General features: G+C 62.4%; 12 protein-coding genes. 9 read left to right on the top strand and 3 right to left on the bottom strand.

Annotated features, from left to right (window positions below):
- Window positions 1-21 precede the first annotated feature (21 nt).
- Both AB4Z48_RS30470 and argE read left to right on the top strand, forming a co-directional pair.
- Window positions 22-981 carry a LysR family transcriptional regulator gene (locus AB4Z48_RS30470; protein ID WP_441620917.1) on the top strand — a complete coding sequence of 320 codons (960 nt, stop codon included), beginning with the start codon at window positions 22-24 and terminating at the stop codon, window positions 979-981.
- 83 nt (window positions 982-1,064) lie between these two features.
- Window positions 1,065-2,240: an acetylornithine deacetylase gene (gene argE / locus AB4Z48_RS30465; protein ID WP_441620915.1), complete on the top strand. Its 1,176-nt coding sequence runs from the start codon at window positions 1,065-1,067 to the stop codon at window positions 2,238-2,240.
- Window positions 2,241-2,403: 163 nt separating this feature from the next.
- On the opposite strand, the gene AB4Z48_RS30460 is transcribed toward argE, so the two are convergent.
- Both AB4Z48_RS30460 and AB4Z48_RS30455 read right to left on the bottom strand, forming a co-directional pair.
- A complete protein-coding gene (locus tag AB4Z48_RS30460) occupies window positions 2,404-3,546 on the bottom strand; it encodes an alpha-hydroxy acid oxidase (protein WP_441620913.1) in 1,143 nt (380 codons plus the stop codon).
- A gap of 108 nt (window positions 3,547-3,654) precedes the next feature.
- A complete protein-coding gene (locus AB4Z48_RS30455) occupies window positions 3,655-4,908 on the bottom strand; it encodes a flavin-containing monooxygenase (RefSeq protein WP_441620911.1) in 1,254 nt (417 codons plus the stop codon).
- 416 nt (window positions 4,909-5,324) lie between these two features.
- Here AB4Z48_RS30455 and AB4Z48_RS30450 point away from each other — a divergent pair, with 416 nt between their 5' ends.
- The 6 genes from AB4Z48_RS30450 to AB4Z48_RS30425 all read left to right on the top strand — a co-directional run bounded on the left by AB4Z48_RS30450 (window position 5,325) and on the right by AB4Z48_RS30425 (window position 12,772).
- A complete protein-coding gene (locus AB4Z48_RS30450) occupies window positions 5,325-6,473 on the top strand; it encodes an ABC transporter ATP-binding protein (protein WP_441620909.1) in 1,149 nt (382 codons plus the stop codon).
- Between the two features lie 72 nt (window positions 6,474-6,545).
- Window positions 6,546-7,544: an NAD(P)H-quinone oxidoreductase gene (locus AB4Z48_RS30445; RefSeq protein ID WP_441620907.1), complete on the top strand. Its 999-nt coding sequence runs from the start codon at window positions 6,546-6,548 to the stop codon at window positions 7,542-7,544.
- A 16-nt stretch (window positions 7,545-7,560) separates the two neighbouring features.
- Entirely contained in the window at window positions 7,561-8,181 is a 621-nt protein-coding gene (locus tag AB4Z48_RS30440; RefSeq protein ID WP_441620905.1) for a glutathione S-transferase, read from the top strand.
- A gap of 19 nt (window positions 8,182-8,200) precedes the next feature.
- Entirely contained in the window at window positions 8,201-8,662 is a 462-nt protein-coding gene (locus tag AB4Z48_RS30435; protein WP_441620903.1) for a type II 3-dehydroquinate dehydratase, read from the top strand.
- 79 nt (window positions 8,663-8,741) lie between these two features.
- Complete coding sequence (locus AB4Z48_RS30430) at window positions 8,742-9,698, top strand: 2-hydroxyacid dehydrogenase (protein WP_441620901.1); 957 nt, start codon at window positions 8,742-8,744, stop codon at window positions 9,696-9,698.
- A 431-nt stretch (window positions 9,699-10,129) separates the two neighbouring features.
- Entirely contained in the window at window positions 10,130-12,772 is a 2,643-nt protein-coding gene (locus tag AB4Z48_RS30425; protein ID WP_441620899.1) for a bifunctional diguanylate cyclase/phosphodiesterase, read from the top strand.
- Window positions 12,773-13,279: 507 nt separating this feature from the next.
- Here the strand turns inward: AB4Z48_RS30425 and hpnJ are convergent.
- Window positions 13,280-14,695 carry a hopanoid biosynthesis associated radical SAM protein HpnJ gene (hpnJ, locus tag AB4Z48_RS30420; RefSeq protein ID WP_441620897.1) on the bottom strand — a complete coding sequence of 472 codons (1,416 nt, stop codon included), beginning with the start codon at window positions 14,693-14,695 and terminating at the stop codon, window positions 13,280-13,282.
- A gap of 620 nt (window positions 14,696-15,315) precedes the next feature.
- Here hpnJ and AB4Z48_RS30415 point away from each other — a divergent pair.
- Window positions 15,316-15,657: a hypothetical protein gene (locus AB4Z48_RS30415; RefSeq protein WP_441620895.1), complete on the top strand. Its 342-nt coding sequence runs from the start codon at window positions 15,316-15,318 to the stop codon at window positions 15,655-15,657.
- Window positions 15,658-15,665 lie beyond the last annotated feature (8 nt).

The raw sequence follows: 15,665 nt of genomic DNA, 5'->3' as shown, positions 1-15,665 counted from the left end.
TCACCTTTTCTTGATCCCGACATGCTCAATCGCATTTCCCTGCGCCAGATGGAGTATTTCGTCGCAACGGCGAAGCATGGCAGCATTTCCGCTGCGTCGACGCAAATCCATATCTCTTCTCCCTCGATCTCCGCAGCCATCGCCCATATCGAGGCCGAACTGGGCGCGCAGCTGTTCGTGCGCCATCCTTCCAAGGGCATTGGACTGACCCCCGTCGGCACGCTGGTCCTGCAACACTGCGAAGATATGCTCGGACGGTCGTCCCGACTCTATGAAATCGCCTCCGACTCGAGCGACGTCATCCAGGGCACCTTGCGGGTGGGAAGCTTTCAGTCGCTCACGCCCATGATTGCGCCCGAGGTCATCTTCGGTTTTTCGCGCGCCTTCAAGAAAATCGAGCTGCAGATGGTCGAAGGCGACCAGGAGGTCTTGATGAACAAGCTCCATGCGCTCGAGATCGACCTGGCAATCACTTACGACCTGCACCTTGGCGATGACATCCAGTTCGAGAGCCTGGCGACCATGCCGCCCTATGTCCTGGTGAGTGAGGTCCATCCGCTGGCGCAGCAGAAAGTCGTCTCCTTCGAAGAGCTGGCGCCCGAACCCTACGTCCTGCTCGATATACCGATGAGCCGGGACTATTTCGCCTCCCTGTTTGAAGAGGCCGGCGTGACGCCGAACATCGCTGCGCGTTCGCAGTCTACGGAAGCAGTCCGGGCCTTGGTCGCCAACGGAATTGGCTATGCGCTCTTCAATGTGCGCCCCAAATCCAATCAGTCGCTCGATGGAAAACGCATGGTGCGGGTTCGCCTTGCCGGTACCCATCGGCCCATGCTGCTCGGCCTGGCGACCTACAAGCCGATGAAACAGTCAAGGTTGACGAGAGTCTTCATGGAACGCTGCCGCGCTTATATCTCCGACCAATACATTCCCGGAATGAGCGCTCCAAGTTTCTTCGATCCCCATATAGCAGCGCCCTGAATCGGCGTCCTGAGTCGGCGTCCAGAAGCGCCATCTTCATCGGTCATGCCGCATTCGGCAATACCCCATCAAAAACGCCAGAGATGGAAAATCACACCTCTTCCGCAAGCGTCTCGCTCCTGGAGACGCTCATTTCTTTCGCATCGGTTTCCCTGACGCCAAACATCGCGCTCATCCACAAGGTCCAGGACATCCTGGCGGAAGCCGGCATCGAATCGATGCTCGCGCCCGACCCGCAAGACCCCAGCCGATCCAATCTGTTTGCGACGGTCGGTCCGGTGGGCATTCCGGGCGTCCTGCTCTCCGGCCATACCGATGTGGTGCCGGTGGACGGCCAGCCCTGGACTTCGCCCCCTTTTGAGGCAACGCACCGGGATGGCCGCATCTACGGACGCGGCACAGCCGACATGAAAGGCTTCGTGGCCTGCGCCGTCACCGCCATGGTGGCAGCCGCTCGGCAGCCGCTCCGGCGCCCCTTGCAGCTAGCGCTGTCCTTCGATGAGGAAATCGGCTGCGTTGGCGTGCGCCACCTGCTGCGCCGCCTGGAGAACAGCCTCCCCGCACCCTACCTGTGCATTGTCGGCGAGCCGACCCTGATGCGGATCGGCACCGGTCACAAGGGCAAGGCTGCCTACCGGGCAGTCTGCTGCGGCCAGGCCGGCCACTCAGGCCTGGCGCCCAGGTTCTTCAACGCCATCCACATGGCCAGCGACCTCGTCGCATCCCTGCGGGACGTGCAGCGTGAGCTGGCGGAAAGCGGCCCGCGCGACGAGGGCTACGGCGTGCCCTACAGCACGGTCCACGCCGGCGTCATCCACGGCGGCCGCGCCCTGAACATCGTGCCCAGCGAATGCGAAGTCAGCTTCGAGATTCGCAACGTCTCGGAAGATAGACCCGATCTGATCCTGAAGCGCGTCCTGGAACGCCTGGCCGAGCGCGTCAAGAATGAGGCGCTGGATCCTGCGGCGCCCTTGCCAGACATCCAGATGACGAACAGCTATCCCAGCCTGAACACCCGCGAGGATTCGCCCGCTGTCGGCCTGCTCGCCTCGCTGCTCCCTCCGGGCACCCCATGCGCCAAGGTGGACTATGGCAGCGAGGGTGGATTGTTCCAGCGGAGCTGGAACGAAACGCCAGTGCTGATCTGCGGGCCCGGGAGCATTGAAGTCGCACACAAGGCCGACGAGTATGTGGAGCTGGCGCAGATCGAAGCCTGCGACCGCATGCTGGCCGGCCTCGTCGAGTTTCTCTGTCAATGAGTCCTGGCGTCCAGGCCAGCTTCGGCCCAGACGCCTCGGAGACGCTATCAAAATAAAGCGAAGCGGTTCTGGCTAGGCACGCGGCAGCAGACAGTACATGTAGTACCGCAAGGCCACCCCAATGACGCAAAGCCGAACGCCAGAGTCTTTTTGAAAGCGTCTCTTACTTCGTCAGCAGGATGCTGCGGTCGACCGACTGGATATCCGTCTTGCCGCAAAACGCCATGGAGAGATCGAGCTCGTTCTGAATGATGTTCAAGGCCGTGCTCACGCCTTGCTCGCCGAGGGCGCCCAGGCCATACATCATGGCGCGACCGATATACGTGCCACGCGCCCCGAGCGCGACGGCCTTGAGCACATCCTGGCCCGAGCGGATGCCGCCATCCATATGGACTTCCACCCGATCCCCGACGGCTTCCACGATGCGCGGTAATGTGGAGATCGATGACGCGGCGCCGTCCAGCTGGCGCCCGCCATGGTTCGACACGATGATGGCATCGGCGCCGCTTTCCACCGCCAGTCGCGCATCCTCGGGGTCCTGGATGCCCTTGACGATCAGCTTCCCATCCCACCGCTTCTTGATCCATTCGACATCCTGCCAGGACAGACGCGGATCGAACTGCGCCTGAGTCCACTCCACCAGCGACCCGATATTGTCGACGCCCTTGGCATGCCCGACGATATTGCCGAACTGACGGTGTTCGGTACCCAGCATGCCCATGCACCAGCGCGGCTTGCTCGCCATGTTCACAAGGTTGCGCAGGGTCGGCCTGGGCGGCGTGGACAGACCGTTTTTCTTGTCCTTGTGGCGCTGGCCGAAGACCTGCAGGTCCATCGTGACCACGAGCGCCGAACAATTGGCATTCTTGGCACGGTCGATCAGGCTTTCGACAAATGTCCGGTCGCGCAGCACATACAGCTGGAACCAGAACGGATGGCGCCCGGTGGCTTCCGCCACCGCCTCAATCGAGCAGATGCTCATGGTGGACAAGGTGAATGGGATGCCGTGCTGCTTCGCCGCGCGCGCGGCCAGGATTTCTCCATTGGCGTGCTGCATGCCGGTCAATCCGGTGGGCGCGATCGCCACCGGCATGCTGACCGGCTGACCCACCATGGTGCTGGCGGTGCTGCGCTCGGTAATGTCGATCGCCACGCGCTGGCGGAATTCGATACGCTGAAAATCCGCCTCGTTGGCACGGTAGGTATATTCGGTCCATGAGCCGCCGTCGACATAGTCATAGAACATGCGCGGCACGCGCTTTCTCGCCAGGTTGCGCAGATCTTCAATGCACGTCATCTCGGCCATGGGAACTCCCTTGAAAAAAACAAAAAGCCGCCGGATCACCCGATCCGGCAGCTCGTCTGTGCAACCTCGTTACAAATGACGGGTCACCGTGCAGCCTCAAGAACAGGCTCAAGACCGCCCATACGTCATATAGCCGTTCTGGAGCACGATATGGTCAGCGATGTATTTCGCATCGTGCCAGACGCCATAGATGAAGGACGAGGCCCGGTTGACCAGATTCGGCAGGCCCAGGAAATAGATGCCGCCTTCTGCGGAGATACCGCGCTTGTGGAACGGATCGCCCTTGTCGTCGAAGGCATTCTTCACGTTCAGCCAGTTGAAATCAAACTTGAAACCGGTCGCCCAGAGAATCGTGGTGATGCCGGCTTCAGCCAGGTCGAGGCCGAGGATCGGGTTCTTGAGGCAATCCGGGTCCGGCAGCAGCTCCCAGGCGTCAGGTTCCGGCGGAAACGGCAGGCCATTCTCTTCGATATAGGCATCCGCTTCGCGCAGCACGTCGAAGTAGGCGCGGTCGCCTTCGGCGACGTTTTCGGGCAGTCCTGGCTCGAACGTCATGACGCCATCCTTGTAGGATTGGGTCAGACCGACCAGGTTGATGCCTGCGTGCGCGAGGCGGCGGAAATCGACGGTCTTGCCACCTTCATAGCCGCTCACGGCGAAAGCGACGTGCGCCTTCTTGGGCCGGATCCTCACTTCATCCCACAGCCCGAGGGCGCCCAGCCACCAGCAGTAGTCACGTCCCCGGTACGCGCGCGGCGGGCGGTAATGCTCGCCGACCGAGAGATAAACCGTCCTGCCGGCCTGGCGCAGCTCTTCGGCGATCTGCGAGCCAGAAGCGCCCGCGCCCACAACGAGCACCGCGCCTTTCGCCAATTGACCCGGATTCTTGTAGGTCGAGGAATGCAGTTGCTGGATTTTTTCGCTCTCAGGCACGATCTTCGGATAGGCCGGCGTCTGGAACGGGCCGGTTGCGGCAACGACGTTTTCTGCCTCGATGGTGCCATCGGAAGTCGTCACCCTGAAGCCGGGACGCCCTTGATGCCGTTCTACCCGCATGACTTCCACGCCGGTACGGACCGGCGCCTTCAGCATGGCGGCGTAGCTCTCGAAATACTGGGCCATGCGCTCTTTCGGCGGAAAGGTCTCCGGCGAAATGCCATCGAATTTCATCCCGGGAAAACGGTCATGCCAGGCTGGTCCATTCGCGACCAGAGAATCCCAACGCTCCGAGCGCCAGCGCTCTGCGATTCGGCTGCGTTCCAGCACGACATGCTGCACACCCATGTGCGCGAGATGCTCACTCATCGCGATGCCCGCCTGGCCAGCACCGACCACCACGGTGTTGATTTTTTCCACTGACATTTGAATTTCCTAAAAATAATCGCTCCGGTCAGTCGCCCCGGCACGGAAGCATCGACAGAAAGGCGTACTGGCGCCCTGGAGACATCGCTCATCGACAGTGGCCAGTTTGATGAAGCCCGCATCGTTTGAAAATCACGTTTTTCAAACTCATGACTTAGGAAAAAGTAAAGCGCCGGCCGAAGGGTTCCGCACCGCCGCACCACACCCGCGCACCACAAGGCGTTCCGGGCCATCGCATCCGCGCCGCCTGCGCCTGAAAACGGGCATTTCGTTTTTTCCGAGGCGCCGCATCAGTTTCGGCAAAGTCCCGATTCTTACTGTTTGCCTTATTCTGCTTAACAGTCCCAGCTCGGCCTCGATGTCTGTCGTCGGACCCAAGCCTGGAGCACGGCATACTCCTCAATCTCCGGACAACCATGAACGTAGCCAACTCCGAGCCTGCCGCACAGCAACACCACGCTCAGCCCGATACCGCCGTCGGGCTGGAACGGGTGGTCAAGAAGTATCACGACCACACCGTGCTGCATGAGCTCTCGCTGAAGATACGACGCGGGGAATTCCTCACCCTGCTGGGCCCGTCCGGCTGCGGCAAGACGACGCTCCTCAACCTCATCGCCGGCTTTGCGGAAGCCGACACCGGCGAGATCTTCATCGATGGTCAGCCGGTGACCTGCGAGCCGCCGCACATGCGGCAGATCGGCATCGTCTTCCAGAACTACGCGCTCTTTCCCCACATGACCGTGGAGCGCAATATCGGCTATGGCCTGCGCATGCGGGGCGTAGGCAAGGACGAAATCGCACAGCGTGTGAAGCAGGTGATGGACCTGGTGAAGCTCGACGGCCTCGGGCACCGCAAGCCCCGTGAACTCTCGGGCGGCCAGCAGCAGCGCGTGGCGCTGGCGCGGGCGCTGGTGATCCAGCCCAAGGTACTGCTGCTGGACGAGCCCTTCTCGGCCCTGGACAAGAACCTGCGCGGCTCCATGCAGGTCGAGATCCGGGAAATCCAGCGTCGCTTGGGCCTGACCACGGTATTCGTCACCCACGACCAGGGCGAGGCGCTGGCCATGTCCGACCGGATCGCGGTGATGTCGAACGGCATCATTCGGCAGATCGCGTCGCCGGCCGATCTATATCAGAACCCGAAAGACCCGTTCGTGGCGTCCTTCCTGGGCGACGTGAACATCCTGCCGGGGCATTATCACGGCCAGACGGCAACGGATGTGCAACTGCGCCTGGGCTCGGGGCTCATCAGCATCCCGCATGCCCGCCTGGCCGACGCATCGCACGACGGGGAAAGGCTGGACGTGTACGTGCGCCCGGAGCACATCAAGCTTGAGAATCTGCATTCCGAATCGGTGTTGAGCGGCACGGTGATCAATCACGTCTACCAGGGCGATCACATCAATACGTTCATCGACGTGGACATTCCGATGACGGCGCGTCAGGTCGTCACGGTGCGCAGTGCGGGCCTGAGCGCCATGCAGCAATGGCCCATCGGCTCGGTCGCGGGACTTGCGCTGCCTGACGAGGGCGTCAGCATTTTCAGTCCGCAGAAGCGGACGTAAGCATAGATGCAAGATCGCACCGCGAAGGCATGACACAACGCGTCAGACAACGCAGCCTGAGAAAACACACCCATGACCAGTCTCCCCCGCTCGATGCAAGCCATCATCGCCCGTGAACCCGGCGACGCCAGTGTGTTGACGCTGGCCGAGCGCCCCATGCCCGAGCCCGGTGCTGGCGAAGTCCTGCTGCGCGTGCTCGCCGCCGGCGTCAACCGGCCCGACATCATGCAGCGTCAAGGTATCGCGAAGCCGGCGCCCGGCATCACCGACGTGCTCGGCCTGGAAGTCTGCGGCGAAGTGGTGGCCTGCGGTCCCGGTGTGGACAGTCAGCTGATGGGTCGGCGGCTGATGAGCCTGGTGCCCGGCGGCGGCTATGCGCCGTGGTGTACGGCGCCGGTCGATCAGTCCTTCATCGTGCCCGGCACGCTTTCCGATGCCGAGGCAGCCGCCTTGCCCGAGGGGCTGTTCACCGTGTGGCACAACCTGTTCGAGTTGGGCCGCCTGGCCATGGGCGAAACCGTCCTGGTCCACGGTGCAGCCGGCGGTATCGGCACGCTCGCAATCCGCATGGCGCACGCCGCCGGCGCAACCGTCATCGTCACGGACAACGACGAAAGCCGCTTTCCAGAATTGCGCGCCATGGGCGCCGATGCGACGGTCTGCTGGCCCACTACCGATTTCACCGAGGCCTGCCTGAAGTACACCGAGGGGCGCGGGGTCGACGTGGTAATCGATATCGTAGGCGGCGACTATGTCCGCCGCAATCTTGCCGCCATGGCCTTCGGCGGCCGCCATGTCAGCCTGTCCTTCATGCAGGGTTCGGCGGTCAATGTCGAACTGCTGACGCTGATGCAGCGCCAGGTGAGCCTGCACTCGTCCACCATGCGCCCCCAGAGCCATTACGAGAAAACCCGGATGGCTCAGAGCATTGCCCGCCATGTCATCCCGCTGCTGAAGAGCGGACGGGTCAAGCCGCGCATCCACGCCACCTTTCCGCTCGCGGAGGCGGTCGCGTCCCACCAGATGCTGGAGAGCGGCAAGGTCTTCGGCAAGCTGGTCCTGATCCCCTAGAGCCTGTCAATAAAGCATGCTGAAACTTCTTTTCGCTCCGACCTCGCCATTCGTGCGCAAGGTCATGGTCTGCGCACACCTGACGGGGCAGGCCGAATACATCGAGCTGCTGGACAGCGCCGCCCATCCGGTGCGGCGCGACCCGCGCATCGCGGCCCACAACCCGCTCGCAAAGGTCCCGACGCTGATCCTGGAAAATGGCCGGTCCATCTATGACAGTCGGGTGATTTGCGAGTACCTGGCCAGCCGGGCAGGCGCCGCGGACATCTTTCCCGCCTCCGGCCCCGCGCGGTGGACGGCCCTGACCCGCCAGGCGCTCGGCGATGGCCTGCTCGACGCCGCGCTGCTCGCACGCTACGAACGGACGGCGCGCCCCGAGGAAGTCCAGTGGCCCACGTGGCGCGAAGCGCTGCTGACGAAAGTCAGCGCCTGCCTCGAGTCAATCGACGCCATCGCAGCGGACCTGGTGGAAGAACAGCCCACTATCGGTGAAATCACCATCGGCTGCGCGCTGGGGTATCTGGACTTCCGGTTTCCCGAATTCGATTGGCGCGCCCAATACGGCAACGCGGCACGCTGGAATGAGACTTTCCAAAGCCTGCCCGCCATGCAGGCCACGCGCCCCCACGAAGGTTGAGATACAGAGGTCTTTGAACATGAGCAAAAAGGTCACCATCTGGTTCCTGAACGGCCCCAATGCCAATCTTTATGGCCTGGACGCCAACAAGACGTACGGCAGCGACAGCTTTCCGGTGCTGCAGTCACGATGCGAGCAAAAGGCCGAGTCCCTGAATGCCGACCTGCGCTTTTTGCAGTCGAACTACGAGGGACAACTGGTCGACTGGATCCAGGAAGCGCGCGGCGTGGCGGACGGCATCATCATCAATGCGGCCGGCCTGACCTACTCGTCGGTTCCGATCCTCGATGCCTTGCTGTCTTTCCCCGGTCCGATCATCGAAACCCATATGAGCAACATCTGGAAGCGCGAGCCGTTCCGCCACCATTCCTACATCTCCAAGGCTGCGGATGGCGTGATCGCCGGGCTGGGCGGCGACGGCTACGAATTTGCCATCGAGGCCGTCACGCGGCTGGTACAGAAGGGCAGAGCAGCGGTCTGATTTCCCACGCGCACGCGGAGCGGCAGCAAGGTGTACTCTCGCTGCCGTCCTTGCCATTTTCCTCAATGCAGTTGCCAAGATGCCAATTTCTGAAGACACCCCCTCGGGCGCGCTGGCCTTCTACAGCGCATTCGACGATTTCGACACGTGGAAGCGCGCGCTCCAGGCCCAGCTGCCGAATCTGAAAGTCATTCACTCCAGCGACATCACGCGGCCGGCCGACATTCACTACGCGCTCGCCTGGAAGCCGCCGGAGAATTTTTTTGCCGGGATGACGAACCTGCGCCTGATCGTCAATCTGGGGGCGGGGGTGGATTCACTGGTCCAGCGGCAGGATCTTCCCCCAGGCATTCCGATCACACGGCTCACGGACCCGCAGATGGCTCGCATGATGGCGGGGTACGTGCTGTTCTCTGTGCTGCGGCACGCCCGGGACATCCCGTACTTCGAGCAGGCGCAGCGGCGGGGTGAGTGGGCCTACCGTCATCCCCGTTCTCCGGAAGACATCCGCGTGGCGGTTCTGGGGCTCGGTCAGCTGGGCGCGAAAGCGGCCCACGAACTGCAGCGCCAGGGGTTCAAGGTGATCGGCTGGTCGCGCAGCCCGGCGCAGATCGAAGGCGTGGAGTGCTTTGCCGGACTGGAAACGCTCGACACCGTGCTCGGACAGGCGGACATTGTCGTCGTGATGCTGCCGCTCACGCCGCAGACGGCTGGCATCCTGGATCGGGCGCGACTCGAGCGGCTGCCGCGAGGCGCGGCCTTCATCAACGTTGCGCGGGGCGCACTGGTCGATCAGGCGGCGCTCACGGACCTGCTCCAAAGCGGCCACATCGGCGGGGCAACCCTGGACGTTTTCGAGCGCGAACCTTTGCCTGCCGGGGATCCGCTGTGGAGCATGCCCAATGTACTGATCACCCCCCACCTGGCTTCGGTGGCGATTCCGTCATCCGCGGCAAGACAGATTGCGGAGAATATTATTCGCGTTTCCGCCGACGAATCGCCGGACAACATCATCGATCCAGCACGCGGATATTGAGGTATGGACTACGTCCGGCGCAATGCGCCGGACGCGTGGAACGGACGAGAGACGCGATCAAAATAAAGCGAATCGGTTCTGGCTAGACGGCGAAGCAGGGAACTCGGATCGCGAGCCGAATTGAGGGATGGCCGGGATTCGTAAATATCTTAGGCTTCAGATATTTGCTTTGTACTAAACCGCTGACGCGGTAGTGGGAGGGAAGCGGAGGGCCGCGCCAAGAACGGGACGACGAGCAGGGGGGGGCGCCAGCGCGGCCCGGCCACCCGCGAGTCGAGCGGGGCATGACCACGACGTGACGTTTTAGGCACGTGCCGGCTCGTCTCCACGCAGTGAGCACGGGACTAGAGTGCTTGCTACTTGTCGGGTTCGCTGACCTCGATTAGCCTGCTATCGATGTCGACTCTTCGCTGCGCTGCGATACCCATTTGATGCCAGAACGCTCGACCACCCGATATGGCAAGGCGCTGCAGCGCCTGCGCCAGGTCTTTTCCCCGTTGAACCTGGGGGCAGCGGCGTGGCTGATTGCAACATGGGCGTTCGCGGCGTTTCAGCTCGTGAGCGAGCGGGACCGCTTGCTGCACGACGCCGCGGAGCGTACCCAGGCGCAGGCCCAGGCGTTCGGCGCGTACTCGAAATCCAGCATCCTGCGGCTGTCCGAGTTCCTCCTCGACCTGCGCGCCAGTTGGCTGGTCGGCCAGCCGGGCTTCATCGACATGGTGCGTGAGCGGGAGAACCTGGTGGTAGACCTGTCGTTCCAGGTGGCAGTGATCGACAAGCATGGCCGGCTCATCTACTCGTCCATCGCCCCGCCCGCGCCCGGCGAGAAGGTCGACCTGAGCGGGCGCGAGCATTTCCAGGTCCATCACAACGCGGGCGGGCGCGACATGCTGTTCATCAGCGACCCGGTGAAGGGCAAGGTCTCGCGCAAATGGTCGATCCAGTTCACGCGCCCCATCCTGCGCGCGGGCAACTTCGACGGGGTCATCGTGGTCTCGGTCAGTCCGGAACAGTTCGCCAGCTTTGCGCAGACGTTCACTAACCGCGATGGAGAGGTGGCGTCGGTCATCAAGACTTCCGGCCAGGTCATTGCGCGCGTGCCGGCCCTGGAGGGCACGCTGGCACGGGCGGTCAGCAACAGGCCGTACCTCGCCAGCGAGTCGCCCCAGTCTGGTAGTTATCGGGCGGTGTCGGGCTCCGAAGGCGTGGAGCGGGTCTTCGGCTATTACCGTGTGCCGGAGTTCGGGCTCAGTTTCGTGGTGGGCGAGTCGGTCGGCCTGGTGCTGGCGCCCTACGAGGTCTATCGCCGCGTTGCCTTGGCCGGTGCCATTGCTTCCACGCTGCTGCTTGGCCTGTTGTACTACAGCCTGCGCCGCTCCATGGCGGAGCGGCGGCGCCATATGGAGGAGATGCGGCTGGCTTCGCTGGTCTATTCGTCCAGCAGCGAGGCCATGGTGGTGACGTCGCTCGATGGCACCATCATCGACGTGAATCCGGCCTTTGCCGCCGCCACCGGCTTTACAGTCGAGGAGATCAAGGGCCGCTCGGGCCATAGCGTCGGCGGGGCAGGCAATGCGGCAGGGCTGGTCGAACGCCTGCGGGCCACCGTGGCAGCCAAGGGCAAATGGAGCGGCGAATTCTCGATCCGCCGCAAGGACGGCAGCGAGTTTCCCGCCTACCTGACCGTGGATACCTACCTGGCCCACGCGTACGGCGAGCGCCGCCGCGTTGCGCTGATCCATGACATGACCGAGAAGCGCCAGGCGGAGGAAGTCATCCGACACCAGGCGAATTTCGATGCGCTCACGGATCTGCCCAACCGCCGCCTGTTCTTCGACCGGCTGGAGCAGGAAATCGAGCGTTCGCGCGGCACGCAGGATGTGCTGGCGCTGCTGTTCATCGACCTGGATCGCTTCAAGGAGGTGAACGATACCCTCGGCCACGACCAGGGCGACCTGTTGCTGCTGGAGGCGGCGCGGCGCATTGCGGCATCGGTGCGCGCGTCGGATACCGTGGCGCGGCTGGCCGGCGACGAGTTCACCGTGATCCTGCCCGCGGTGGGCGATGCCGGCGTTGTCGGGGATATTGCCCAGGCGATCCTGGAGGGGATTGCCGCGCCTTACCGCCTGGCCGGCGAGCTGGTGGTGGTGTCTGCCAGCATCGGCGTGGCGACCTACCCCAAGGACGCCGATAACGCCGAGGCCATGCTGGTGTGCGCCGACCGGGCGATGTTTGCCGCCAAGCAGGAGGGCCGCAATCGCTGGAAGGTCTTCACCCAGGCGCTGCTGCAGGCGGAGAGGGAGCGCCTGCGCATCACGCAGGACCTGCGCACGGCCCTGGTGTCCGGGCAGTTCGCGCTGCACTACCAGCCCATTGTCAATCTGCGCACGGGCAAGGTCTGCAAGGCCGAGGCCCTGATCCGCTGGGACCATCCGGTGCGCGGGCCGATCCGCCCGGCCGATTTCATTGCCGTTGCGGAGGAATCCGGCCTCATCATCGACATCGGCCGCTGGGTGCTGACGGAAGCGCTGGACCAGCTTGCGCGCTGGCAGGTGCTGCTGGGCAAGGGCTTCCAGATCTCGGTCAATAAATCACCAGTGGAGTTCTGCGCGCCCGCGAGCGGGCCCGAGTCCTGGTCCAGCATGATCGAGCGCAGGAACGTGCCGGTGGGCAGCCTCGTCATCGAGATCACCGAAGGCTCGCTGATGGAGCAGAACGCCGATGTCATGGACCAGCTCTCCCGCTTCCAGGCAGCCGGCATGGAGATCGCGCTCGACGACTTCGGCACCGGCTACTCGTCCTTGTCGTACCTTCGGCGCTTGGACATTGACTACATCAAGATCGACCAGTCCTTCATTCGCTCGCTGACGCGCGGCCCGGACGACGTGGCCTTGTGCCGCGCCATCATCAGCATGGCGCATGCTCTGCGCATCCGCGTGATTGCCGAGGGCGTCGAGACCGAGTCGCAGCGCGACATCCTGCTGGCTGCCGGCTGCGACTACGGGCAAGGCCACTTCTTCTGTCCGCCGGTGGAGGCCAGCGCGTTCGAGGCCTTCGTGAGCGCCGTGACCTGAGGCGAGCGGTGTCCTTCGGTGCCTTGGTCGGGGGCCTGCATCAGGCTGGAGGCGGCGGTGGTGGCCTGCCCTTGAGCGCACGGCGGAGCAGGGAGCGGCTGGCCGATCTCGAGCACGAGGTCAGGAGCAGCGTCGATGAGAAGTAGTTGATGATTCCCGCAAGCAAAAAGACCGCCGCTGCTTGGTGCAGGATGTGGGGGAACGGCAGCGGCGGGGCCGTCCATCAAAGTCATGCAGATGGGATGGTAATGGAGTGTACGAAGCGTCGCTATTGGCCGTTTGACTGAGCACCTTCGGTAGGTGTCGGCGCGCCTAAGGCCGGGGCGTCATGCCTTCGGCTGATCCCTGGAGCGCCGTCGTGCCGGTGGCGGCCAGCAGCCGGTAGCCGTCGTATTTTTATATGTACCTCGATCGTTGTTGCGATAGCCCTGAGTGCTGACTCGCCAGAGTCGAGGCCCATGGGGGCGCGCGACGCCGTTGTGATGAAAGGTGCACCGGGCCTCATGCCTAGCGCGCACGGAGATATCTGAAGAACTCTACGCCTTCCTGCAGGCGCCGTTTCATCATCTCCCAACTCACCAGCATTTCGCGGACGATTTCCCAGATCTTGGTTGGTCTGAAATAAAAGCGCTTGTAGAACTCCTCAACGCCAAGGTAGATCTCTTCGCGCGACAGGTGCGGATAGCCGATAGTGGAAGCCTGGGTGCCTGCCGAATTGATGAGGGCGATGACCTTGCCTTCATTCAACCATCCGTTTTCGACCGCTTGCTTATGAAGGACGGTACCCGGATAGGGCGCAGCGAGTGACACCTGGATCGTGTGGGGATTGATCTCTTTCGCGTATTTGATCGTCTTCTGGATTGTTTCGTGCGTCTCGCCGGGAAGCCCAAGAATGAACGTGCCGTGGATCTTGATGCCGAGCTTGCGGCAATCGTCACTGAATCGGCGGGCCATATCGGTCCGCAGGCCCTTCTTGACGTTCACGAGAATCTGGTCGTCGCCGGATTCGTACCCGACCAGCAAGAGCCGCAACCCATTTTCTTTCATCACCTTAAGTGTTGAATAGGGCACGTTCGCCTTTGCGTTGCACGACCACGTCACGCCTAACTTGCCAAGACCACGAGCGATCTCCTCGGCTCTCGGTCTGAGATCCGTAAAGGTATCGTCGTCGAACATGATCTCTTTGATTTCGGGCATGTTGTCCCTAATCCATTTCACTTCTTCGAGAACGTTCTCTACCGAACGCGTGCGGTAGCGATGACCCCCGACCGTATGCGGCCAGAGGCAAAAGGTGCACCTGGATTTGCAGCCTCGCCCCGTGTAGAGCGACAGATACGGATGTTTGAGGTAGCCGCTGAAGTAGTTCTCCGGTGTCAGGTCGCGCTTATAGATGGGCGAAACGAACGGTAACTGGTCCATGTCTTCGAGAATGGGTCGGGCGTCGTTGTGCATGATCCCGCCGTCGGGCAGACGATAGCTCAGACCTAGAATCGATTCGAACGGGAGGCCCTGCGCGATCTCGCGACAAGTGAAGTCGAATTCTTCACGGCACACGAAGTCGAGTGCGTCGCTCGCGGTCAGTGAGCCGTGAGGATCGACGGCGACTTTTGCCCCGATCATCCCAATGAGGATCGGGGGCTTGCGCCGTTTTAAGTGCTCTGCGAATTGAACGTCACTCTGGAACGATGGAGAGCTCGTGTGAATGATGATCAGTTCGTATTCCTGAGCAATGTCGAGTGTCGTGTCCAGCGACAGGCCATCTGCGGGAGCATCCACGACGCGGCTATCCTCGACCAGCGCAGCGGGCTGGACGAGCCACGTCGGATACCAGAATGATCGAATCTCGCGCTTCGTCTGGAAGCGTGAGCCCGCTCCGCCATCGAAGCCTTCAAATGAAGGTGCCTGGAGAAACAGCGTTTTCATTAATGCCCTCGAAGAGAATAGTCGGCGTGGCCGGGATCAGTCACCCGCACGGACTCGCCAGGCATCGGCGATGTTCGCGAAGTGTTTCGAAGCCTTCAAAAAGATGACAATTACTGGATAGTTGCTTTGGACGTCGTCCTCTCCTGTGGGCCTATGGGAACGGGAGCGCAGCGATTCGCCTCATCATCATCGTTTCAGAGCAGCACGACAGTTCACCCGGGTAGCGAGGCAGCGGCTATCGCTGGGGAGCAGGAGGCGGATCAAGAATACTACGACTTGGGGTCTCGGCATGGCGAAAAATTGGCCTTTTCACCGTCGGTCGTTAAAGCGCGATCACGTTGAAGGTGGAAGGTCGTATAAACCCGGTGTCGATGCCTGTCGATGCCCAGCTTACCGAAACACACACCTAAGAGGCAACACCCGCGGCGATCGGACGCCGCGTTTGCCGGCATTGGCGATTCATCCTGTACTAGACTAACTCTGCGCGGCCCGCGGCGTCACCTCAGGCATCAAGCGGCGTCCGGAGCCGCGTGCAGCACCGGGCACATCGTCGAATCCGCTACGGAATGCACGGATCCGCGCGATCACAGCGCTAAGTGCTCCAAAGAGGGAGGCGATGCATGACGCAAGATCGAGTCGATACGGACGGTGTTCCTGTTGGCAATGGCCAGCACATTAGCCCGGCCGAATTTTTGCTGATGGCAGGCTTTCTTGCGTATCGGGCTCCCATGGCGCCGATCGCTGCCCGAGTTGCGGCCCGACGCGTTCTCGATGCCGTACTCGGGGCAGCGGCAGCTCACGGGTTTGCAGATTCGGATGCTCTCGAGACGATGATGGCGTGCGCCGAAAAGTCTGCGCGCATATGGACGCTTGCGGAGCAGGCCACCGCCGCAGTCGGGGATACGGTCGCCTACCTGCGCGTGATTCGCTGCGCCGGCGTATCGCTGGACGTGAACCCGTAAGCGCGCTC

Source organism: Cupriavidus sp. 2TAF22 (assembly GCF_052115045.1).
Classification (GTDB): domain Bacteria; phylum Pseudomonadota; class Gammaproteobacteria; order Burkholderiales; family Burkholderiaceae; genus Cupriavidus.
This window is presented reverse-complemented; position numbering and strand designations above follow the sequence as displayed.

Excerpts from the sequence above, each read along its gene's own strand:
- AB4Z48_RS30470 (WP_441620917.1), top strand. The coding sequence starts at position 22 with ATGCTCAATCGCATTTCCCTGCGCCAGATGGAGTATTTCGTCGCAACG.
- argE (WP_441620915.1), top strand. The coding sequence starts at position 1,065 with ATGGAAAATCACACCTCTTCCGCAAGCGTCTCGCTCCTGGAGACGCTC.
- AB4Z48_RS30460 (WP_441620913.1), bottom strand. The coding sequence starts at position 3,546 with ATGGCCGAGATGACGTGCATTGAAGATCTGCGCAACCTGGCGAGAAAG.
- AB4Z48_RS30455 (WP_441620911.1), bottom strand. The coding sequence starts at position 4,908 with ATGTCAGTGGAAAAAATCAACACCGTGGTGGTCGGTGCTGGCCAGGCG.
- AB4Z48_RS30450 (WP_441620909.1), top strand. The coding sequence starts at position 5,325 with ATGAACGTAGCCAACTCCGAGCCTGCCGCACAGCAACACCACGCTCAG.
- AB4Z48_RS30445 (WP_441620907.1), top strand. The coding sequence starts at position 6,546 with ATGACCAGTCTCCCCCGCTCGATGCAAGCCATCATCGCCCGTGAACCC.
- AB4Z48_RS30440 (WP_441620905.1), top strand. The coding sequence starts at position 7,561 with ATGCTGAAACTTCTTTTCGCTCCGACCTCGCCATTCGTGCGCAAGGTC.
- AB4Z48_RS30435 (WP_441620903.1), top strand. The coding sequence starts at position 8,201 with ATGAGCAAAAAGGTCACCATCTGGTTCCTGAACGGCCCCAATGCCAAT.
- AB4Z48_RS30430 (WP_441620901.1), top strand. The coding sequence starts at position 8,742 with ATGCCAATTTCTGAAGACACCCCCTCGGGCGCGCTGGCCTTCTACAGC.
- AB4Z48_RS30425 (WP_441620899.1), top strand. The coding sequence starts at position 10,130 with ATGCCAGAACGCTCGACCACCCGATATGGCAAGGCGCTGCAGCGCCTG.
- hpnJ (WP_441620897.1), bottom strand. The coding sequence starts at position 14,695 with ATGAAAACGCTGTTTCTCCAGGCACCTTCATTTGAAGGCTTCGATGGC.
- AB4Z48_RS30415 (WP_441620895.1), top strand. The coding sequence starts at position 15,316 with ATGACGCAAGATCGAGTCGATACGGACGGTGTTCCTGTTGGCAATGGC.